The organism is Amycolatopsis sp. NPDC028719 (genome assembly GCF_055565395.1).
Window position 1 is genome coordinate 312541 of sequence record NZ_JBVHUL010000008.1, and the last position, 20141, is coordinate 332681.

Here is a 20141-nt window from a genome sequence, read left to right on the forward strand (position 1 = left end):
CGGTGTCCCTGCCGAGGACTTGTTCTCACCAGTTCGAGTGATGACATACGTTCGATCTTCGGTAATCTTGTTGTATGGACAGGGAAACGGTGTGGCAAGCAGACGCAGTGGCTCTGGCCGACCGCGTCTCCGCGCTGCTCACTGTTGTGCGGTCTGCCGAGGCTGAGATCTGTTCTCTGCTGGCGGAAATCGAGTCCCGCGGTGTGATGGAGTTGTTCGAATACCGTTCTGTCGCACGGCTTTTCGAGCATCGCCGACGTTCCCAAGGCGGCTGCCGAGACCGTGGTGAAGCGAGCCCGAGCCCTCACCCCGAGCCGCGCCTTCGATGGCGCGCCCATTCCCGCTGTGGCTCCCGCTACCGGCGCTGCCGCGTCTGATGGCCGGTTGAGCAACCCGATGATCGACACGATCGTCGGGGTGATGACTCAGGTCCCGCCCGAGCACCGCGATGACGCCGAGGCGCACCTGCTGTCCTTTGCCTCCAAAGCCGGGCACAAGCAGGTCGCCGCTCTCGGCGCACGGATCCTGGCCCACCTCGACCCTGACGGTGCTGCACCCGACGAGACCGAACCGGCTATTTCCAGCCGCGAATTGTCGTTGCGTCGCAAGAGAACCGGATTCTGGGAGCTGAACGGCCGGTTCGACGACGAGACCGGCGCCCGAGCCAGCGCCCTGTTCGACTCGCTCGCCGAGCGCCACAGTCCCGACGAGGGCCCGGACTTACGCTCCCCACTGGAACGCTACGGCGACGCCTTCTCCGACGCCATCGACCTGGCCTTCAACTCCCCAGACCTGCCGATGCAAGCCGGCGAACGAGCCCACGTGATGGTCGCAGTCTCGTTGGCAGACCTGAAGTCGAGCATCGGCCAGACCATGCTCGGCGACACCGGAACCCTGCCCGACCCAGCTCCCGATCAAGCCGCCCTCGGCACCATGCCCAAGGCCAAGGCCACCGTCGGGCGGGCCATGCTCGGCGACCTCGGCACCATGTCCGCGGCCGAAGCCCGGATCCACGCCTGTGACTGCAAGCTCATCCCCGCAGTCCTCGGCACCCACAGCGAACCCCTCGACCTCGGCCGCCACCACCGCCTGATCACCACCCCGCTCCGCCGTGCGCTGTACCTGCGCGACCGCGGCTGCGCCTTCCCCGGCTGACACCGCCCACCACGCCACTGCCAAGGTCACCACATCCGGCACTGGGCTGACGGCGGCCCGACCGAGCCGAGCAACCTGGTCCTGCTGTGCGCTCACCATCACCGGTTGCTCCACCGCTCGGGTTGGCAGGTAAGGATCGCCACTGACGGCCTACCCGAATTCCTGCCCCCGGTGTTCCTGGACAAACGCCGAAAACCCCGGCGCAACAACCTCCACCAACCACTCCCATTCGCAGCGTGAACACACGGGAAAGGCCCGCAGCCAACCGGCTACGGGCCTACACCCACGCCCCGAGCAATCCCCAACCCACGCTCGGCTGATCACGCCTCAAGGCCGCAACTCCCGCAAGCGCCCAGAACCCGCATCGGCGATGCAGCTACTCCCGACACTCCACCAGTGCCAGTACTACCGAGCAAAGCTCCAGGCAGCACCGGCCGCGCCGGCAGCCCACACACTGATCGCGCGATCCCACATCTCGACCATCCACCAGTGCGGAACCCGCCCCCAAAGACCACCCACAGCGCGGACCGGCCCTGTCCACCGAGCAACTCTCCCGGCCACTCCCAGCGCGCCGGCCTCGAGGCAGCTAGCCCCAAACCCACCGGCCGCGCGAAACCAAGCCACAACCCCGCAGCAGCCCCAGTTCAAACCTCAGTCGAGGCAGAACTCGTTCCCCTCAACGTCCCGCATCACGATGCAAGACTCATTGAACTCATCGGCCAAAAGCACCCGCTCCTGCACCGCCCCCAGCGCGACCAACCGCTCGCACTCCGCCTGAAGCGCAGCCAAGCGCTCCTCCCCGACCAACCCGGTACCGACCCGCACATCGAGGTGCACCCGGTTCTTCACGACCTTCCCCTCGGGCACCCGCTGGAAGAACAACCGCGGCCCCACACCGGAAGGATCACCGCAGGCGAACGCCGCCCCCTGGCGGTCCGGGGGCAGCGATGCGTCGTACTCCGCCCAGCTCGCGAACCCCTCCGGGGGTGCTGGGACGACGTATCCCAGCACCTCGCACCAGAACCGGGCCACGCGCTCGGGTTCCGCGCAGTCGAACGTGATCTGGACCTGCCTGATCGACCCCATCAGCCCACCCTAGCGGGATCATTCACCCGCGCCCGCCAGCAGCTGGTCGAAGGGGATGAACGCCGGCTCCGAGGCCACCTCGGGCCGGCCGGCGGCGAGCGTGGCCAGCTCCGCCCCCGCCTTCTCGATGCGTCGCTGCAACGCCCCGCCCCAGTCCGACGAAGCCGCGTACACCCCGGTCGCCACCGGATCCGCCTTCAAGTAAGCGAACAACGGCCTCAGCTGGTAGTCCAGCACCAGGGAATGCCGCTCGGTGCCGCCCGTCGCGCCCAGCAGGACCGGCTTGCCCGCCAGCGAGTCCGCGTCCAGCACGTCGAAGAACGACTTGAACAACCCGCTGTACCCGGCCGTGAACACCGGCGTCACCACGATCAGCGCGTCCGCGTCGACCACCGAAGCGATCGCCGAACGCAGCGCCGGGCTCGGGAAGCCGGTCAGCAGGTTCTTCGTCACGTCCAGCGCGATGTCCCGCAGCTCCACCACCGAAACCGACACCGGCGACGGCGAAGCGGCGACCGTGGCCGCCGCCAGCCGGTCCGCCAGCAGCCGGGTGGACGACGGGACCGACAGCCCCGCCGTCACCACCGCGAGCTTCATGCCGACACCTCTTCCGAAACAGAAGCCGAAGAAGCAGCGACCAGCGACGCGTGCGTCGGAGCGTCCGGGACATGGGCGGGACGCAGCGAGTCCAGTTCCTTGCGCAACACCGGCACCACTTCCGAACCCAGCAGGTCCAGCTGTTCCAGCACCGTCTTCAGCGGCAGACCCGCGTGGTCCATCAGGAACAGCTGGCGCTGGTAGTCACCGAAGTGCTCGCGGAACGTGAGCGTCTTGTCGATGACCTCCTGCGGGCTGCCCACCGTCAACGGCGTCTGGTCGGTGAACTCCTCCAGCGACGGGCCGTGGCCGTACACCGGCGCGTTGTCGAAGTACGGGCGGAACTCGTTCCACGCGTCCTGGGACTTGGGCCGGATGAACGCCTGGCCGCCGAGCCCGACGATCGCCTGGTCCGCCGTCCCGTGGCCGTAGTGCTCGAAGCGCTGGCGGTAGAACGCGATCAGCTGCTGGAAGTGCTCCTTCGGCCAGAAGATGTGGTTGGCGAAGAAGCCGTCGCCGTAGAACGCCGCCTGCTCGGCGATCTCCGGGCTGCGGATCGACCCGTGCCACACGAACGGCGGGACGTCGTCGAGGGGCCGCGGCGTGGACGTGAAGCCCTGCAGCGGCGTGCGGAACTTGCCCGACCAGTCGACGACGTCCTCGCGCCACAGCCGGCGCAGCAGCGCGTACTTCTCGATGGCCAGCGGGATGCCCTGGCGGATGTCCTCGCCGAACCACGGGTACACCGGGCCCGTGTTGCCGCGGCCCATCATGAGGTCGACGCGGCCGTCGGCCAGGTGCTGCAGCATCGCGAAGTCCTCGGCGATCTTCACCGGGTCGTTCGTGGTGATGAGCGTCGTCGACGTCGACAGGATGATCTTGGACGTCCGGGCCGCGATGTGACCCAGCATCGTCGTGGGCGACGACGGCACGAACGGCGGGTTGTGGTGCTCGCCGGTCGCGAAGACGTCGAGACCGACCTCCTCCGCCTTGAGCGCGATGCGCACCATCGCCTTGATCCGCTCGTGCTCCGTCGGGGTGGTGCCGTTCGTGGGATCGGTCGTGACGTCGCCCACCGTGAAGATTCCGAACTGCATGACCTGCTCCCTTCGCGACCCCCATCTTACATGCGCGTTCAACTACTTCCAAGCAAGAGATATTCCGGCCGTCAATGCCGTAGGGGGCACCAAGTAAGGTCATGGACATGGACGCGGAGCTCGGTCGGCTGGGTCTGGCAGAACGTTCGGTACGCCTTCTCACGGGCCGCGACATCTGGGGTTCGATCACCCCGCTGCTCGCGCCTCGCCGGAACCTGGTGGCCGCCTTCGGCCACGTGGGGCCCGGTGCGGCGGCGCTGCTGCCGCTGGAACCCGGCGACACGGTGATCACGGACGCGAGCCTGGACACCGTGCTGTCCGGTGCGACGAGCCCGCACGCCCTGCTGCACTGGGTGAAGGCGGGCGTGATCGTGCACTCGCTGCGCGGGCTGAACGCGAAGCTGGTGATCGCCGAGGACGAACCGTCGTTCGTGGTGGTCGGCTCCGCCGACGTCACCGCCGCCGGGCCGCGGCAGCTGTTCGAAGCCGTGACGGTCTCGCATGAGAAGCACACCGTCGAGGAGGCCCAGGAGGCCTGGCTCGAGTGGTGTGACCTGGCGGGCCCTTCGCTGACGGTGGGCGACCTGGAGCCGCTCCTGGAGCAGTACGGCGCCGGCAAGTTCGTCACCGCGCCGCGCACGACGCCCCCTGTCCGCTCCGCGGCACCCGCCCGCTCCGTGGTCACGAGCCGCCCGGCGACGCCGGTCCGCCCCGCTGCCGTGACCCCGCCGCCGTCCCCGGTGCGCCCCGCGCCGCCGTCGCCCGTCCGCCCCGCGGCGCCGACCCCGCCGCCGTCGCCGGTCCGGCCCGCGGCACCGGCCCCGGCCGTTCCGCAGGCAGCCGATTCCCCGCCGCCCGCCGCGGCCACACCGGCCGAGCCGGACTCCCCCGCCACGTCACCGGCTGCCGCCACGCCGACGGCCGAAGAGCCGGAACCGGTTGCGACGGAGACCGAGACCGAAGCCACCGACGTCCCCCGGCCCGCCTGGCCGCGCCCGGCCGAGCTGTACCTCGTCAGCCTCGTCGAGGGCGGCGAACCGAACGCCGAGGCCGCCTACCGGCTCGAAGAGCTGCAGCGCGAATACACCCACCCCGGCGAGAACGGCGAACAGCCGTTCCGCGTCGAGCTCTTCTGGGCCGACGACGGCCAGGGCCAGGACCCGCCGCGCACGCTCCGCCCGGGCGTGCACGTGATCCGCGTCTACAGCCAGAAGCAGGGCCGCGCCCTGGTCGGGTCGCGGATCGAGGCCCCCGGTCTCGTGCTGCAGGCCTACACCGACGAGTTCGCCTACCCGCGCCGCACCTACTGCTACATCCTGACCCGGGAGACGGCCGCGAGGCCGCTGTTCGGCGAGCTCCGCAAGGGCCTCGCGACGATCGGCGAGAAGCCGAACTTCCGGAACAGCTTCCAGGTCCCGCGGAAGATCGAAGCCCTGCTCGCCCTGTGGCCCGACCTGGGCTACGACCCCAAGTAGCGGGCGGCGCGCGCCACTCCGGAGCAGGGAGCGCGCGAAAGTTGTCGGGGGTGGCGGATATCCTGCAGTACGGTGCAGGCCGAGTCCGCACCATCACCAGCATTTTCGCGAGCCACGATCCGGGAGAACGACCCTGTGACTGCCGAGACCTTGTACGGGGCCGACGACCTCACCCATCTCGAGGGTCTCGAAGCCGTCCGCAAACGCCCCGGGATGTACATCGGCTCCACCGACAGCCGGGGCATCAACCACCTCTTCTCCGAGGTGGTGGACAACTCGACGGACGAGGGCGTCGCGGGCCACGCGACCAAGGTCGTCGTCACGCTGCACGCCGACGGCAGCGTCCAGGTGGACGACGACGGCCGCGGCATCCCCACCGGCACCCACGCGAAGTCCGGTTTGTCCGGCGTGGAGCTGGTCCTGACCCGGCTGCACGCGGGCGGCAAGTTCGGCGGCTCCGGCTACAAGACCTCCGGCGGCCTGCACGGCGTCGGTGCTTCGGCGGTCAACGCGCTGTCCCACCGCTTCGACGTCACGGTGAAGCAGGACGGCAAGGTCCACCAGATGTCGTTCAAGCACGGCGTCCCCGGCACCTTCGACGCGCCCGGCCCCAAAGCCAAGTTCACCCGCCGGTCCGGGCTGAACCTCGTCGGCAAGATGAAGCGCGGCGAGCGCAGCGGCACGTCGATCCGCTACTGGTACGACGCGCGCTACTTCGAGTCCGGCGCGGCGCTGGACGTCGAGGCCGTGCGGACCAAGATGCGCAACACCGCGTTCCTCGTCCCGGGCGTCACGTACGTGCTGCGCACGGCGATCGAAGACACGATCAACGAGGAGACCTTCCACTTCCCGCACGGCCTGGTCGACATGGTCGACTTCCTCACGCCGTCGGGCGAGAAGCCGGTCTGCGGCACGCTGCTGATCACCGGTGAGGGCACGTACAAGGAGAACGCGGCGGACGCGGCCGGCGTCATGCAGTCCAATGTGGAGCGGCACGCCGAGATCGAGGTGGCGCTGCGCTGGGGCACCGGCTACGAGCGCACGGTGGAGTGCTTCACCAACACGATCCGCAACGTCCACGGCGGCACGCACCGCCGCGGCTTCGACCGCGCGATGGCGAAGGCGTTGCAGGACGCCATCTCCAAGACCCGCGGGCTGCTCAAGCCCAAGGAGGACATGCCGACGATCGAGGACGTCCTCGAGGGCATGACCGCGGTCGTGCACGTCCGGCTGCCGGAGCCGCAGTTCACGTCGCAGACGAAGGACGAGCTGTCCACCGCCGGCATCACCCGGGTCATCCAGGGCATCGTCGACAAGCACGTGAAGGCCTGGACCGAGGACCGCAAGACGAAGTCCGAGGCGAAGGTCGTGCTGCAGAAGGTGGTCGACGCCTCGCGCGTCCGGCTCACCCAGAAGCAGCAGAAGGACGCGGCCCGGCGCAAGACCGCGCTCGAGGGCGCGGCGATGCCGCCGAAGCTGGTCGACTGCCGCACCACCGGCGTCGCCCGCAGCGAGCTGTTCCTCGTCGAGGGTGACAGCGCGCTGGGGTCGGCGCGGATGGCGCGCGTGTCGGAGTACCAGGCGCTGCTGCCGCTGCGGGGCAAGATCCTGAACGTGCAGAAGGCGTCCCTCGGCGACACGCTGAAGAACGCCGAGATCGCGTCGATCGTGCAGGTCCTGGGCGCGGGCACCGGGCGCACGTTCGACCTGACGACCATGCGCTACGGCCGCGTCATCCTGATGGCGGACGCGGACGTCGACGGCTCGCACATCCGGACGCTGCTGATCACGCTGTTCGCGAAGTACATGCGGCCGGTGATCGAGGACGGCCGGCTGTACGCGGCGATGCCGCCGTTGCACAAGCTGGTCACGAAGGGCCGAAACGCGGAAACGCACTTCACCTACACCCAGCAGGAGATGGAGTCCAAGTACGCGGAGCTGGAGCGGGCGGGCAAGAGCATCGTCACGCCGGTGCCGCGGTTCAAGGGTCTCGGCGAGATGGACGCCGACGAGCTGTGGGAGACCACGATGAACCCGGCCACCCGTTCGGTCCGCCGGATCACGATGGACGACGCCGAAGCCGCCGAAGGCGCGCTGGAACTGCTGATGGGCGAGAAGGTCGAGCCCCGGCGGAACTGGCTGGTCGCCTCTTCGGACCGGATCGACCGCGACGCCATCGACGCTTAATTTTCGCTGCTACCAAGGAGTTCAGCCGTGGCACGCCGCAAGGGCACCACCACCAAGGTCGATCCCAGCGCGTTCGACCGCGCCGGCGCGAACGTCTTCGACAACTCGCTGAAGACCGAGATCGAAGACTCGTACCTGGAGTACGCGTATTCGGTCATCCACTCGCGCGCCCTGCCGGACGCGCGGGACGGCCTGAAGCCGGTGCACCGCCGGATCCTGTACTCGATGAACGAGAACGGCTACCGCCCGACGCACGCGTACGTGAAGTCGTCGCGCGTGGTCGGCGACGTGATGGGCAAGTACCACCCGCACGGTGACGTCGCGATCTACGACGCGATGGTGCGGCTGGCGCAGGACTTCTCGCTGAACGTCCCGCTCATCGACGGCCACGGCAACTTCGGCTCGCCCGACGACGGCCCGGCCGCCTCGCGGTACACCGAAGCGCGGATGTCGCCCGAGGCGATGCAGCTGGTCGGCGAGCTCGGCGAGGACACCGTCGACTTCCGCCCGAACTACGACGGCTCGCTCGAGGAGCCGTCCGTGCTGCCGGCCGCGTTCCCGAACCTGCTGGTCAACGGCACGTCCGGGATCGCCGTCGGGATGGCGACCAACATGATCCCGCACAACCTCGGCGAGGTCGTCGCGGCGGCACGGTGGCTGATCACCCACCCGTCCGCGACGCTCGACAAGCTGATGGAGTTCGTGCCCGGCCCCGACCTCCCGACCGGCGGCAGTCTCCTGGGCCTGGACGAGGTGCGCCGCGCGTACGAGACCGGCCGCGGTGTCGTCCGGATGCGCGCGAACGTCGAGACCGGGCCCCTCGAAGGCAGCCGCGGGCGGCAGGCGATCACCGTCACCGAGCTGCCCTACGGCGTCGGCCCGGAGAAGGTGATCGAGAAGATCACCGACGAGGTCAACAAGTCCAAGCGGCTCACCGGCATCGCCGACGTCAAGGACCTCACCGACCGCGAGAACGGCACGCGGCTGGTCATCGAGTGCAAGGTCGGCGTCAACCCGCAGGCGCTGCTCGCGGACCTCTACCGGCTCACGCCGCTGGAGCAGTCGTTCGGCATCAACAACCTGGTGCTCGTCGACGGCCAGCCGCAGACGCTCGGGCTGAAGGAGCTGCTGGAGGTCTTCCTTCGGCACCGCTACGAGGTCGTCACGCGGCGCACCAAGTACCGGCGCCGCAAGCGCGAAGAGCGGCTGCACCTGGTCGACGGCCTGCTGATCGCGCTGCTGAACATCGACAAGGTGATCAAGCTCATCCGCGAAAGCGAGAACGCGCAGGCCGCGAAGGACGGCTTGATGACGCGCTTCAAGCTGTCGGAGATCCAGGCGACGTACATCCTCGACACCCCGCTGCGCCGGCTGACGAAGTACGACCGGCTGGAGCTGGAGTCGGAGCAGGAGCGGTTGCGCGAGGAGATCGCCGAGCTGTCCAAGATCCTCGACGACGAGTCGGTGCTGAAGAAGCTGGTCTCGGCGGAGCTGGCGAAGATCGCGAAGGACTTCCCGACCGAGCGACGCACGTCGCTGATCGACGGCGACCTCAAGGAGGTCCTGGCCGCGTCGAAGCCGTCCGGTCCGCTGGAGGTCACGGACGACCCGTGCCAGGTGATCCTGTCGGCGACCGGGCTGGTGGCGCGCACGGCGGCGGAGTCCGAGGAGTCGACGGAGACGCGCCGGCGCAACGGCCGCGTGAAGCACGACGCGGTGGCGGCGGTGGTCCACACGACCGCGCGCGGCCAGATCCTGCTGGTGACCAGCCGAGGCCGGGCCTTCAAGACGGACGTCCTGCCGTTGCCGGTGCTGCCGGAGCAGGCGGGCACGGTCTCCCTGCGCGGCGGCATGGCGGCGCGCGAGCTGGTTCCGCTGGAGAAGGGCGAGACGGTCGTCGGCATCGCGCCGCTGGGCGAGCAGGCGGCGGGTTCGCCGGGCTTGGCCCTCGGCACGAAGGCCGGGGTGGTGAAGATCTGTTCGCCCGAGTGGCCGGTCCGGTCGGACGAGTTCGAAGTGATCTCGCTGAAGGACGGCGACGAGGTGGTCGGCGCGACGTGGCTGACGGACGGCACGGAGACGCTGGCGTTCGTGACGTCGGAGGCGTCGCTGCTGAAGTACGCGGCCTCGCTGGTCCGCCCGCAGGGCCTCAAGGGCGGCGGCATGGCGGGCATCAACGTGGGCGCGGGTTCGGCGGTGTTCTTCGGAGCGATCCGCACGGACGACGACGAGCACGGCGAGCCGATGGTGATCACCTCGACAGGTCAGAGCGTGAAGGTGACGCCGTTCAGCGAGTACCCGGCCAAGGGCCGCGCGACGGGCGGCGTCCGGGCACAGCGGTTCCTCAAGGGCGAGACGGCGTTGCGGGTGGCGTGGATCGGCCCGCGTCCGGCAGGTGCGGCGAAGAACGGCGATCCGGTGGAGCTGCCGGAGATCGACGTCCGCCGCGACGGCTCGGGCCACGCCCACCCGGGCCCGGACGTGGTCGGCCACCTCATCGAACGAGACTGACGGTCGTCACACGCTTCGGCGAAAGCCGTGAATGTCGCATTGAGGGACTTGGAGTCCCTCAATGCGACATTCACGGACTTGGGGCTACCCCAGTGGGGCCACCGGGCCCGGGTAGCGGGCCGGGTCGAGGCAGCTGCCGAGGCCGTCGACGACCGAGCAGAACCCCGGTGGCCGCACCGGTGTGTAGCCGGCCGGGACGCCGTGGCCCGTGATCAGCTGCCGGTACGCCGCCACGGCGTCGGTCGGGCGGCGCGTCAGCGTGGCGTCCGAGCGGGCGTCCACTGTGTACAGCCCGAACCGCGGCTGGTAGCTGCCCCACTCGTAGTTGTCGGTGAGGCTCCAGTAGTTGTAGCCGATGACGTTCATGCCGTCGGCCTTCGCGCGCTGCACCCAGTAGATGTGGTCGCGCAGGTGGTCCGAGCGCGTGTAGCCGTCGGGACGCGCGTTGCCGTTGTCGGTCGGCATCCCGTTTTCGACGACGTACAGCGGCAGGCCCGGGAACTTGCGCGCGTAGTAGCGGAGCGCGTAGTAGATCCCGTCCGGCTGCGGCGTCACCTTCCAGAACTCGCCGCTCGCCGCGTGGACGGCACTGAGGTTGTCGAGGCTCGCGCCGTAGTAGTAGTCGAGGCCGGCGAAGTCGAGCTTGTCGCGCACCTGGTCGAGGAACGACGCGTCGAGCACGCCCTGCACGGCCGGGATGTAGGCGGTGTTGCTGGACACGAGCGCACCGGGATCCAGCTGGTGGATGAGGTCGTACGCCGCGCGGTGCACCTTCACCAGCCGCGCCTGCGCCCATGGCAGCTTCCACCCGGCGAGCCCGCCGTTGGTGGTCTCGTTCTGCAGGTAGACGGTCGGCTCGTTGATCGTGATCCAGAGTGCGCCGAGGCCGCGGTAGCGCTCGACGACGCGGCGGGCGTTGGCGAGCCAGGCGTCGACCGTGCGGTCGCTGTCCCAGCCGCCCTGGTCGGCGACCCAGCCCGGGTAGACCCAGTGGTCGAGGGTGATCATCGGCCGCATCCCGGCGGCCAGGACGCGGTGCACGACGTCGTCGTAGTACGCCAGCTCGGCCTGGTCGACCTGGCCGGGCCGCGGCTCGATCCGCGCCCACTCGACGCTGAAGCGGAACACGTTCACGCCGAGCTGCTTCGCGCGGTCGATGTCCTCGGCGTAGTGGTGCCGGAAGTCGACGGACTGGAGGTAGGGCTCCTTGATCGACGACGTCTTCGCCTGCTCATAGCGGCGCCAGTTGCTGTCGGGCGCCGAACCTTCGGCCTGGTAGCCCGACGTGGCGACGCCCCAGAAGAACGGCTGGGTGACCGCGACCGCGGGACTCACGCCGGCCAGCATTCCGGCCAGCAGGGCCACCACCACGAGGATCGTTCGGTTCCCGCGCACCACGGCACCCTCCTCAGCCAACGTGAAGAGCATTCATGTTAACTGAGGAGGCGCCGTGCCGCATCCCCCTAGGCGACCTTGAACGACTGAGCGGCGCCGCCGTCACAGGCCGACTGGACCAGCTGGACGCTGTCCGCGGTGGACGCTCCCGGCACGGTGAGGCACTTGCCGCTGTGGCGGGCGACGAAGTGGTAGTACCCGCTGCCCTCCGAGACCGGCTGCCACTGCTGGTTGTTCCCGCCGCTGTAGGACCACAGCTGCAGGCCGGCGTTGTCCGTCGTCGCCACGTTCGTGACGTCGATGACCTCGGCCGGGTTGGTGCGGTTGTTGATCCGGTCGAAACCGCCGCTGGTCGCGGCGAACTGGTACTGCTGGGCCGTGGTGCCGTTGCAGGTGTACTGCTGGATCACGGTGCCGTTGGTGCTGCCCGCGGCGCGCGCGTCGACGCACTTGCCGGACGCCTTGTTCGCCACGGCGTACCAGGCCGACGGGTCGATCGTGCCCGGGTCGGTCGGCGTGGTCGAGCCGCCGCCCAGCCACTTCAGGCCGTCGAGCAGGAACCGGTTCTGGTCGGCGCTTTCGAACGTCGAGGACAGCGCGGTGTTCGTGTCGTAGTTCATCGCGTTGTGCCCGAAGTTCGAGTAGATCATCTTGTAGTTCTTGTTCGTCCACGCGATCGGGTAGTACCCGCTGTTCCAGGTCTGGCTCGGGTCGGTGCCGATCGGGAACGTGGACTGGTCCATCGACGCCAGGATGGTGATGTTGCCGTTCTGGCGCAGGTCGTTCTGCCAGGCGTACCACTCGGACGTCGACGACTTGATCGTCGACGGCAGGTTCACCGTCGACGGGTGCGTGCGGTTCTCGATCTTCAGCGTCTCCGCCGTCGGGCCCCACGTGTTCGAGGCGAACCGGCCGGTGCCGAGGAAGTCGTTGTGGAACCAGTTGGCGTACGACGGCGTGTCGGCGTCGTTGTAGGCCGTGACATGGAAGCCGTAGAAGGCGCCGCCCGCCTGCATGTACCGCTGGAAACCCTGGAACTGCGCCTGCGACTGCGGCTGGTCGTCGAGGAACATCACCACCTGGTACTGGCTCGGCGTGAGGGTCGTCAGCTGGTTCCAGTCGGTCGTCGCGGTGTAGGTGAAGCCGTTGGCCGCCGCCTGCTTCGGGAACCAGACGTTGGCCTCCTTCTCGAAGCTGATGTGCGCGGCGTCGTACGTGCCGCTGTAGAAGGCGAGCACTTTGAACGGCGTCGCGGCCTGCACGGCCGGAGCGCCGAGGGTGAGCCCCAGGCAGGCGGCGAAGAAGGCCAATATCCGGATCAGCGGACGGCGGGATCTTGACGACATGCGGGTGTTCCTTCCGGTGGGGGCGGGGAAACGGTCACCAGTGGCGCGAGTAGCGGAGGCCGTAGCCGTAGGGGAACAGCGCGGGCTTGCCGTCGCCCGCGTTGATCGGCTGCTGGTCGGCGCTGCGCATCCACGTCACCGGCAGCTTGCCGGTCGGGTTGTAGGCGCCGAAGAGGACGTCGGCGACGCCCTGGCCTTCGCTGCCCGGCAGCCACGACTCGACCAGCCCGGCCCAGTCCGGCAGCTGCGCCGCGATGTCGAGCGGACGCCCCGACACCAGCACGACCACCGTCGGCACCCCGGAGTCCTTCAGCTTCTGCAGGGTGGCGAGGTCGGTCGCGTCGAGTCCCATCCCTTGTGGACGGTCGCCCTTGCCCTCCGCGTACGGCGTCTCCCCCACGACGGCGACGGCGACGTCGTAGCTCTGGTCGATCCCGGTGCCGTCCTTGGCGAAGGTCACGTTCGAGGATGTGCTCTTGATGCCCTGCAGGATCGTGGTGCCGGGGATCACCGGGCCGCTGGTGCCCTGCCAGCCGACCGTCCAGCCGCCGGACTGGTTGCCGATGTCGTCCGCACTCTTGCCGGCCACGAAGATCTTCTCGCGCTTGGACAGCGGCAGCACGTGGTTCTCGTTCTTCAGCAGCACCTGGGACTCGCGGACGGCCTGACGCGCCAGGTCACGGTGCTGCTTGCTGCCGATCGTGGCCAGGAACCGGCGGTCGGTGAGCGGGTGCTCGAAGAGGCCGAGCTCGAACTTCTTCGTCAGGATGCGCTTGTTCGCGTCGTCGATCCGTGCCATCGGCACGCGGCCTTCTTGGACCAGCGTGCGCAGCGTGTCGATGAACTTCCGCCACTCGTAGGGCACCATCACCATGTCGATGCCCGCGTTGATCGACGCTTCGACCTCTTCGGGGGTGAAGCCGGTCTTGCCGTCGATCTTGTCGACGCCGTTGTAGTCCGAGACGACGATGCCCGTGAAGCCGAGTTCCTTCTTCAGGACGTCGTTGATCAGGTACGAGTTGGCGTGCAGCTTCACGCTGTTCCAGCTGCTGTAGGAGATCATCACCGACCCGACGCCGCGCTGGACGGCGGCCTTGAACGGCGGCAGGTGGATCTGACGCAGCTCCTGCTCGCTGATCTCGGTGTTGCCCTCGTTGACACCGCCGGCGGTGCCGCCGTCGCCGACGTAGTGCTTGGCCGTGGCGAGGACCGAGCCCGGCCGATCGAGCGAACGCCCTTGCAGGCCGGTGATGATCGACGTCATCTCGGTGGCCAGCTGCGGGACCTCGCCGAAGGATTCGTAAGTACGGCCCCAGCGGTCGTTGCGGGCGACGCACAGACAGGGCGCGAAGTCCCAGTCGATGCCGGTGCCGGAGACCTCTTCCGCGGTGGCACGGCCGATCTTCTCCACCAGCCGCGGATCGCGCGTCGCACCGAGGCCGATGTTGTGCGGGTAGACGGTGGCGCCGTAGAGCCCGTTGTGCCCGTGGACGGCGTCGACGCCGTAGATGAGCGGGATGCCCAGCGGCGTGGCGAGGGCGGCCTTCTGGAAGCCGTCGTACATGTCGGCCCAGGTGACCGGCGTGTTCGGGGTCGGCTGCGAACTGCCGCCGGAGAGCAGCGAGCCGAGCCGGCCGGTGGTGACGTCCGCCGGGCCGGCGACCCCGAGGCGTTCGGCCTGCATCATCTGGCCGAGCTTGTCGTCGAGGGTCATCCGGGACATCAGGTCGGCGACCCGGACCTTCACCGGGCGCCAGGAATCCTTGTACGCCGGGCTGTTCCCGGCGAGGGCGGGAGTCTCCGACGCCACCAGCAACCCCAGTGCCAGCGCGCCGATGCCCAGTCTGCGTCCGAGCCCCATCCGGGTCCTCCTCGTCGAGAGACCGAAATTCACGCCTTGAATTAAGACACAGTGTTTCCGCGTTGGTCCAGACCTCTGACCGAACTCGGTTTCCGCTCACCGGGATTCCGGATCGCGGTCACGAACTGGCCTAATTCGCTTCTACGGTCGTCCCATGACTCGCGAACACGAAGACCTCCTGGGCTTGCTGGCGGAAGTGCGGAAGCGCTTGCTGATCCCCACCCGGGACATTTCGGACGCCGACGCGGCGAAGCGCACGACGGTCAGCGAACTGACCCTGGGCGGCTTGATCCGCCACTTGGCGACGGGCGAGCGCCTGTGGCTCCAGGTGCTGAAGTCCGCGGACGGCTCACTCCCGGACGGCATGCTCGACACGGCGCAGTACTCGATGAGCGAGACCCTCTCGCACTGGCTTTCGGCCTACTCGGCCGCGGCTGCCGAGACCGACGCGCATGTCCGTTCGCTGCCCTCGCTGGACGTCGAGGTCCAGCTGCCGACGACGCCGTGGTCGCCCCCGGAGCCGCAGATCTGGTCGGCGCGCCGGATCGTGCTGCACCTGATCCACGAGACGGCCCAGCACGCGGGCCACGCGGACATCATCCGCGAGTCCCTGGACGGCGCGAACTCGACCGCGCAGCTGGGGTGAGCCACACTGGCGCGATGCCGGTCGTCTACCAGAACCCGCGCGGGCAGCGCGAGGTGCAGCGGTGGTGCACGGAAGCGCTGGCCCGAGCGGACTTCCCGATCAACCGCCGGACGGTGACGACCAGCGCGGGCCGGGTGGAGCTGACCTCCGCCGGCGCCGGCCCGGCTCGGGTCGTCCTGGTCCCGGGCACCAGCTTCACGGCGGCCGTGGCGCTGCCGTGGCTGCGGGCGCTGTCGGCCCGCCGGCCGACGACGGTGGTGGATCTGCCCGGCCAGCCGGGCCTCGGCGACCCGCGCCGGCCCCGGCGAAACAGGTCCGCGTGGTACGGCCAGGTCGTGGACGAGGTCCTCACGGCGATGGACGCCGAAGACGTCGTGCTGGTGGGCAACTCGCTCGGGGCCGCCGTCGTCCTGGCCGCCGGCTCGCCCCGCATCGCGGCGCGCGCGCTGATCTCCCCGGCCGGGATCGTGCGGCTGAGCGTGAACCCGCGCCTGGCACTGGCCTCGACGCTCTGGCTGCTGCGCCCCACCACGGCGAACACCCGCCGGATGCTGCGGTTGTTCGTCGGCCCCGGCGAGGAACCCCCCGCGACGGAGGTGGAGTGGATGACGCTGGTGGCCCGCTGCTGCCGCACGACGCTGGCCCCGCCGCCGCTGCCGGGGGAGCTCCTGGCTCGCCGCGCCGGACAGCCGTGCGTAGTCGGAGTCGGGGAGCACGACCGCTTCCTGCCGCCGCACCGCCTGGGCCCGGCGGTGCACCGCACGCTCGGCGGCGACGTCCGGGTGTTCCCGGGCATGGGGCACCTGACCACGCCGGCCCATCTCGACGACGTCGTCGCCCTCGTGGCGCAGCTGGACTGACCGGAACTGTCGGTGGCCCCCGGTAGCGTGGAGAACGGGGGCGGCTCAGCGATCCGAGCGCAACGAAGCCGGGTCGAAGGACTCCCAATAAGCGTCCTCGTCCTCGACGCTCGTCACCGGTTCGGGTGATTCCGGGGGCGCGGAACCGAGGCGCTCCGCCCGCAGCCGCTGGAACTCCTCGACCGTCATCCCCGGGTCGTCGTCCTCGGCTCGCGCGGGCGCCGGCATGCCCGTCATCTGCTCGATCATGTACGTCATGTCTTCGCCCAGCAGCAAAGCGACCTTGTTGTAGCCGTCCTGGGTCGCCTCCCGCATGGCTGCCTGGGCGATCTCCACCACCAGCGGCCCCAGGCGCTCACCCAGGTTCACCGCCGACGGCGCCAGCCACAACCGCAGCAGCTTGCCGCGGCCGTCGACCGTCGCCTCCACCTGGCCGTCGAGGTCGTGGGCCGTGCCGGACGCCGACGCCAGGAGCTCGTCCACGCGCGCCATCGCCTCTTCGCGCGCCCGCGCCTGGGAAATCAGCTCACGCGTCGTGGGCATCGCGCTCACCTTCCGTACGAGTAGCTGTCGGCGTCCGGGTCGTCGTCCGGGATGGGTTCATAGCCCAGGACTTCCAGCTGCGACGCGTCCACCACCGGCGCCAGCGCGTGGTACATCTTGTCGCCCGCGCGGCGGGTCGCGCGCTGCGCCAGCTCGAGGATCTGGTCGGCGATGACCGACGACCCGTGCCGCAGCGCCGACCGGTGGATGGTGAGCCCGGTCAGCAACCCGCCGGGCGCCACCTGGACCTCGATCGTGCTGTCCGGCGACGACGCCTTGCCGACCACCGGGCCGGATCGGGAGAAGCGCGCTTCGGCTTCCGCGCCGGCCCGGTCCGCCTGCTCGGCGATCCGCGAGGAAGCCAGGTCCATGTCGAATTCGGCCACCGGAGAAACCTAGCCGGTCGGGCGGTAGAAGCCGATGAACGACTGTCCCGCGTTCGTGGTGCGGATCTTGCTGATCTGCACCGGGTCGCCGGCCTCGATCATCTGGCCGTCGCCGATCACCATCGCCACGTGCCCCGACCAGACGACGAGGTCGCCGGGCAGCAGCTGGTCGATCGAGGGAACCTCGGCCCCGACCGTCTGCATCTTCGCCGTCCGCGGCAGCTGCAGGCCCGCGTCCTGGTACGACGTCATGGTCAGGCCGCTGCAGTCCAGCCCCTGACCGCGCGCGGTCCCGCCCCAGACGTACGGCACGCCGAGCTGCGAAAGCGCGTTGCGCACGGCCTTCGCCGCGGTTTCGTTGGGCGCCATGACCTGCTTGCCGCCGGGCAGGTTGATCGCGACGCCGGAGCCGGGCTGCGGCGGGATCGCGACCGGCAGCCGCGGCTTGTGCACGGCGCCGCCGCCCCCGCCACCGCCGCCGCCCCCACCGCCGCCGCCTCCGGAGTCCCCACCGCCGGAGTAGCCGCTGTTGCTGTTGAAGGACGAACCCACCTTGGTCGAGGACGCGCTGCTCGCCGACGTCGTCTGCTCGCCGCCACCGCCGAGCCTGGTCCCGATGTCGGTGAGCTGGTTGATCGTCTGCTCGCTGAAGGTCGCGGCCTGGCCGGTGAGCTGACTGATCTTCGTCTGCAGCTTCATCAGGATGTCGCGCGACGCGGCGGCGCGGCTCTCCGGCGGCTGGATCGACTTGACCGCCGCCAGCGCCTTCATCGACGCCGAGATCTCCTTGATGATCTGGTCGCGGACCTGGTCGTTCTTGATCTCGCCGACGTGCAGGCTCTCGGCCGCCTCCGCGACGGCCTTCTCGATCTCGGCGCTTTCGTCGAGGAGGTCCTGGACCTCCTTCTCCAGGCTCTGCGACGTCGCGGTGGCGCGGTCGGTCGTCGCGCCGGAACTGGCGGAGGTCAGGTTCACGCGCTGGTCGGCCGCGGTGTCACGGGTGTGGCCCACCGACGTCTGCAGCGCGACGTGCGCGTCTCGCGCGCCGCCGATGGCGGCCGGGTCGTGCCGCAGCTTCTGCGCGAACTGGTTCGTCGGTTCCAGGCTGTGCCGGACGAGCTGGTCGGTGTGGTGCTCGGTCACGGGCGGTCCTGCCCGAGGTCGCCGCCGAGGCGCCGGACGACGTCGCCGTGCTCGCCCTCGACCGCCGCGTAGTTGCGGTCGGTCTGCCGGGCCGCCTCGCCGACCTGCCGCCAGCCACCGCCGACGCGGTGCATCCGCTCCTGCAGCGCGCGCATCCGGCCGCTGTAGGCGCCGGAGAAGCCGGACTCGCCGCCCATCTCGGAGAAGCCGTGGCCACCGAGCGTCACGTGCGGGCCGACGTGGTTGTCGGCCGCGCCCTTGACGTCGTCCCCGAGCGGGTCGACCTCGCGGGCGTACCGCGCGTACGCGCCGTCGTCGACGTGAAACCCCTGATGCGAACCGTCCACTGGCCCTCCCTGTCACCGGAAGGTGCGACGTGCGCGCGCCACCCCCGGTTCCCCTGGTGCGGGATCCAGCCTAAACCACGGTCCGTACCCGGGTGGGCGAATTGCCCGGACTCAGCCGGTGACCTTCGCGAGCCAGCCCGCGTCCTGCCAGTTGACGATCGCGCCGTTCGCCGTGACCGTCGGCGTGCCGAAGCCGCTCTGCCCGTTGCCGAAGTCCTGCGCCAGCTTCGGGTCGTTTTCGATCTGCTGGAAAGCCGTGTTGACCTGCTGGTCGTAGGTGCCGGCGTTGATCGTCTGCGCGAACGCCGGATCGGTGATGCCGACGTCGGCGCCGAGCTTGATCAGCTGCGCCTTGTCGTAGCCGCGCTTGCCCTCTTCGGGCTGGTTCGCGAACAGCGCGTCGTGGAACTGGAGGAACTTCCCGGCGTCGGCCGCGGCCAGCGCCGCGTTCGCCGAGTCGAGCGAGTAGCCGGGCGGGTCGGAACGGTCGTTGAGCAGCGGCACCATGTGGTAGCGCACCTGCAGCTTGCCGTCGTTGATCGCCTGCTCGACGTCGGTCTTGTAGGTCTTCTCGAACTGGCCGCAGATCGGGCAGAGGAAGTCGGCGTAGACATCGATCGAGGCCTTCGCGCCCGCCTTGCCGACGGTGACGACGACGCCGTCGCGCTTCTGTGTGACGTCGCCGGCCAGCGCACTGGTCTTCCCGGGGTCGATGACCTGGCCGTCGGTCTTGTTCTTGTCCGAGATCGTCCAGATCACGCCGCCGATCACGAGCGCGGCCACGACGACCACGGCGGCGATCCCGATGATCCACTTCCGCTTGTCGGTCGACGCGCCCCTGGCCTGGGCCACCGCCCTCGCTCCCCCGGCCTGTGCGGCCTGACGACGCTTCCGAGCGGTCCGCTCAGCTCCACCCACTGTGTATCAGTTCCCTTCCGCGATACCCGAGTAGTCGGGCTCGGGTTCGTCAGAGTTCCCGCGACCTCGCGCGAGCCAGCCGTCCAGGGACAGCAGCGTGCGCGGCCGCGCCAGCAGCCAGACGGCCAGCAGCGCGAAACCGGAGTCGCGGAGGATTTCCTGCGGGTATTCGGTCTGCCCCGCCGCCACCTGGCCGCCGCCGCCGAAGCACCCGCAGTCGATGCTCAGGCCGCGCGCCCACGACTGGGCGATGCCGGCGATGAGCACGACGAGCAGCACCACCGAGGCGGCGGCCACCCACCGGGTCGCCAGGCCCGCGAGCAGGAACAACCCGAGCACGAGCTCGACGAGCGGCAGCGCGATGGCCACCAGGTTGGCGAGCGCGTCCGGCAGCACGTCGTACGCCTTCACGGCGATCAACGTCTGTCCCGGATCCGCCAGCTTGAGCGCACCCGAAACGAGCCAGACGGCCGCCAGCCCGACCCGGGCGAGCGTGCCGACGGCGTCCAGTACGGGTTGGGACGGTCGCACCACGCACTTAGGCTAACGGGAGGACCTGAGAACTACGTGAGGGCACGGCGGTGGCGG

17 protein-coding genes and 1 pseudogene are annotated in these 20141 nt (G+C 69.5%); 6 read left to right on the top strand and 12 right to left on the bottom strand.

The features are described from left to right. Window positions 1-74: 74 nt before the first annotated feature. Window positions 75-1395, top strand: a pseudogene (locus tag ACZ4TR_RS34115) (HNH endonuclease signature motif containing protein). Between the two features lie 411 nt (window positions 1396-1806). On the opposite strand, the gene ACZ4TR_RS34120 reads toward ACZ4TR_RS34115, so the two are convergent. From ACZ4TR_RS34120 to ACZ4TR_RS34130, 3 genes are read right to left on the bottom strand one after another with little or no spacing between them, the layout of a single operon-like run. After that, on the bottom strand, window positions 1807-2241 hold the full coding sequence (locus tag ACZ4TR_RS34120) for a VOC family protein (RefSeq protein ID WP_465291853.1): 435 nt from the start codon (window positions 2239-2241) through the stop codon (window positions 1807-1809). A gap of 18 nt (window positions 2242-2259) precedes the next feature. Then, on the bottom strand, window positions 2260-2838 hold the full coding sequence (locus ACZ4TR_RS34125) for a CE1759 family FMN reductase (RefSeq protein ID WP_465291855.1): 579 nt from the start codon (window positions 2836-2838) through the stop codon (window positions 2260-2262). Beyond that, on the bottom strand, window positions 2835-3935 hold the full coding sequence (locus ACZ4TR_RS34130; RefSeq protein ID WP_465291857.1) for an LLM class flavin-dependent oxidoreductase: 1101 nt from the start codon (window positions 3933-3935) through the stop codon (window positions 2835-2837). The genes ACZ4TR_RS34125 and ACZ4TR_RS34130 overlap by 4 nt, the downstream gene beginning before the upstream one ends. A gap of 107 nt (window positions 3936-4042) precedes the next feature. Here ACZ4TR_RS34130 and ACZ4TR_RS34135 point away from each other — a divergent pair, with 107 nt between their 5' ends. The 3 genes from ACZ4TR_RS34135 to ACZ4TR_RS34145 all read left to right on the top strand — a co-directional run bounded on the left by ACZ4TR_RS34135 (window position 4043) and on the right by ACZ4TR_RS34145 (window position 10108). Beyond that, the gene (locus tag ACZ4TR_RS34135) at window positions 4043-5410 is read left to right on the top strand and encodes a phospholipase D-like domain-containing protein (RefSeq protein ID WP_465291859.1); all 1368 of its coding nucleotides are present in this window, start codon (window positions 4043-4045) and stop codon (window positions 5408-5410) included. 135 nt (window positions 5411-5545) lie between these two features. Beyond that, on the top strand, window positions 5546-7597 hold the full coding sequence (locus ACZ4TR_RS34140; RefSeq protein ID WP_364520799.1) for a DNA gyrase/topoisomerase IV subunit B: 2052 nt from the start codon (window positions 5546-5548) through the stop codon (window positions 7595-7597). Window positions 7598-7624: 27 nt separating this feature from the next. Further along, a complete protein-coding gene (locus ACZ4TR_RS34145; protein ID WP_465291861.1) occupies window positions 7625-10108 on the top strand; it encodes a DNA gyrase/topoisomerase IV subunit A in 2484 nt (827 codons plus the stop codon). Window positions 10109-10192: 84 nt separating this feature from the next. Here the strand turns inward: ACZ4TR_RS34145 and ACZ4TR_RS34150 are convergent, their stop codons facing one another. From ACZ4TR_RS34150 to ACZ4TR_RS34160, 3 genes are all read right to left on the bottom strand, one after another. Further along, on the bottom strand, window positions 10193-11503 hold the full coding sequence (locus ACZ4TR_RS34150) for a family 1 glycosylhydrolase (RefSeq protein ID WP_465291862.1): 1311 nt from the start codon (window positions 11501-11503) through the stop codon (window positions 10193-10195). Window positions 11504-11571: 68 nt separating this feature from the next. Then, entirely contained in the window at window positions 11572-12849 is a 1278-nt protein-coding gene (locus tag ACZ4TR_RS34155) for a ThuA domain-containing protein (protein WP_465291863.1), read from the bottom strand. Between the two features lie 34 nt (window positions 12850-12883). Beyond that, window positions 12884-14710, bottom strand: coding sequence for a glycoside hydrolase family 3 protein (locus ACZ4TR_RS34160; protein WP_465291865.1), 1827 nt, complete (start codon window positions 14708-14710; stop codon window positions 12884-12886). Window positions 14711-14864: 154 nt separating this feature from the next. Between ACZ4TR_RS34160 and ACZ4TR_RS34165 the strand changes: the two genes are divergently transcribed. Together ACZ4TR_RS34165 and ACZ4TR_RS34170 are read left to right on the top strand one after the other, a co-directional pair. Continuing rightward, window positions 14865-15356, top strand: a complete 492-nt coding sequence (locus ACZ4TR_RS34165) for a mycothiol transferase (RefSeq protein ID WP_465291866.1) — start codon at window positions 14865-14867, stop codon at window positions 15354-15356. A gap of 14 nt (window positions 15357-15370) precedes the next feature. Further along, window positions 15371-16216, top strand: coding sequence for an alpha/beta fold hydrolase (locus ACZ4TR_RS34170; RefSeq protein ID WP_465291867.1), 846 nt, complete (start codon window positions 15371-15373; stop codon window positions 16214-16216). A 45-nt stretch (window positions 16217-16261) separates the two neighbouring features. Here the strand turns inward: ACZ4TR_RS34170 and ACZ4TR_RS34175 are convergent, their stop codons facing one another. From ACZ4TR_RS34175 to ACZ4TR_RS34200, 6 genes are all read right to left on the bottom strand, one after another. Continuing rightward, complete coding sequence (locus ACZ4TR_RS34175) at window positions 16262-16759, bottom strand: YbaB/EbfC family nucleoid-associated protein (protein WP_465291869.1); 498 nt, start codon at window positions 16757-16759, stop codon at window positions 16262-16264. Window positions 16760-16764: 5 nt separating this feature from the next. Continuing rightward, complete coding sequence (locus tag ACZ4TR_RS34180; RefSeq protein WP_364520791.1) at window positions 16765-17145, bottom strand: YbaB/EbfC family DNA-binding protein; 381 nt, start codon at window positions 17143-17145, stop codon at window positions 16765-16767. 9 nt (window positions 17146-17154) lie between these two features. After that, window positions 17155-18288, bottom strand: coding sequence for a C40 family peptidase (locus ACZ4TR_RS34185; RefSeq protein WP_465291871.1), 1134 nt, complete (start codon window positions 18286-18288; stop codon window positions 17155-17157). Further along, a complete protein-coding gene (locus ACZ4TR_RS34190) occupies window positions 18285-18635 on the bottom strand; it encodes a hypothetical protein (RefSeq protein ID WP_465291873.1) in 351 nt (116 codons plus the stop codon). Before ACZ4TR_RS34190 ends, ACZ4TR_RS34185 begins: the two co-directional genes overlap by 4 nt. A gap of 111 nt (window positions 18636-18746) precedes the next feature. After that, window positions 18747-19487: a DsbA family protein gene (locus ACZ4TR_RS34195; protein ID WP_465291874.1), complete on the bottom strand. Its 741-nt coding sequence runs from the start codon at window positions 19485-19487 to the stop codon at window positions 18747-18749. A gap of 72 nt (window positions 19488-19559) precedes the next feature. Then, the gene (locus tag ACZ4TR_RS34200; protein ID WP_465291875.1) at window positions 19560-20087 is read right to left on the bottom strand and encodes a MauE/DoxX family redox-associated membrane protein; all 528 of its coding nucleotides are present in this window, start codon (window positions 20085-20087) and stop codon (window positions 19560-19562) included. Window positions 20088-20141: the final 54 nt, after the last annotated feature.

Excerpts from the sequence above, each read along its gene's own strand:
- ACZ4TR_RS34120 (WP_465291853.1), bottom strand. The coding sequence starts at position 2,241 with ATGGGGTCGATCAGGCAGGTCCAGATCACGTTCGACTGCGCGGAACCC.
- ACZ4TR_RS34125 (WP_465291855.1), bottom strand. The coding sequence starts at position 2,838 with ATGAAGCTCGCGGTGGTGACGGCGGGGCTGTCGGTCCCGTCGTCCACC.
- ACZ4TR_RS34130 (WP_465291857.1), bottom strand. The coding sequence starts at position 3,935 with ATGCAGTTCGGAATCTTCACGGTGGGCGACGTCACGACCGATCCCACG.
- ACZ4TR_RS34135 (WP_465291859.1), top strand. The coding sequence starts at position 4,043 with ATGGACGCGGAGCTCGGTCGGCTGGGTCTGGCAGAACGTTCGGTACGC.
- ACZ4TR_RS34155 (WP_465291863.1), bottom strand. The coding sequence starts at position 12,849 with ATGTCGTCAAGATCCCGCCGTCCGCTGATCCGGATATTGGCCTTCTTC.
- ACZ4TR_RS34160 (WP_465291865.1), bottom strand. The coding sequence starts at position 14,710 with ATGGGGCTCGGACGCAGACTGGGCATCGGCGCGCTGGCACTGGGGTTG.
- ACZ4TR_RS34165 (WP_465291866.1), top strand. The coding sequence starts at position 14,865 with ATGACTCGCGAACACGAAGACCTCCTGGGCTTGCTGGCGGAAGTGCGG.
- ACZ4TR_RS34170 (WP_465291867.1), top strand. The coding sequence starts at position 15,371 with ATGCCGGTCGTCTACCAGAACCCGCGCGGGCAGCGCGAGGTGCAGCGG.
- ACZ4TR_RS34175 (WP_465291869.1), bottom strand. The coding sequence starts at position 16,759 with ATGCCCACGACGCGTGAGCTGATTTCCCAGGCGCGGGCGCGCGAAGAG.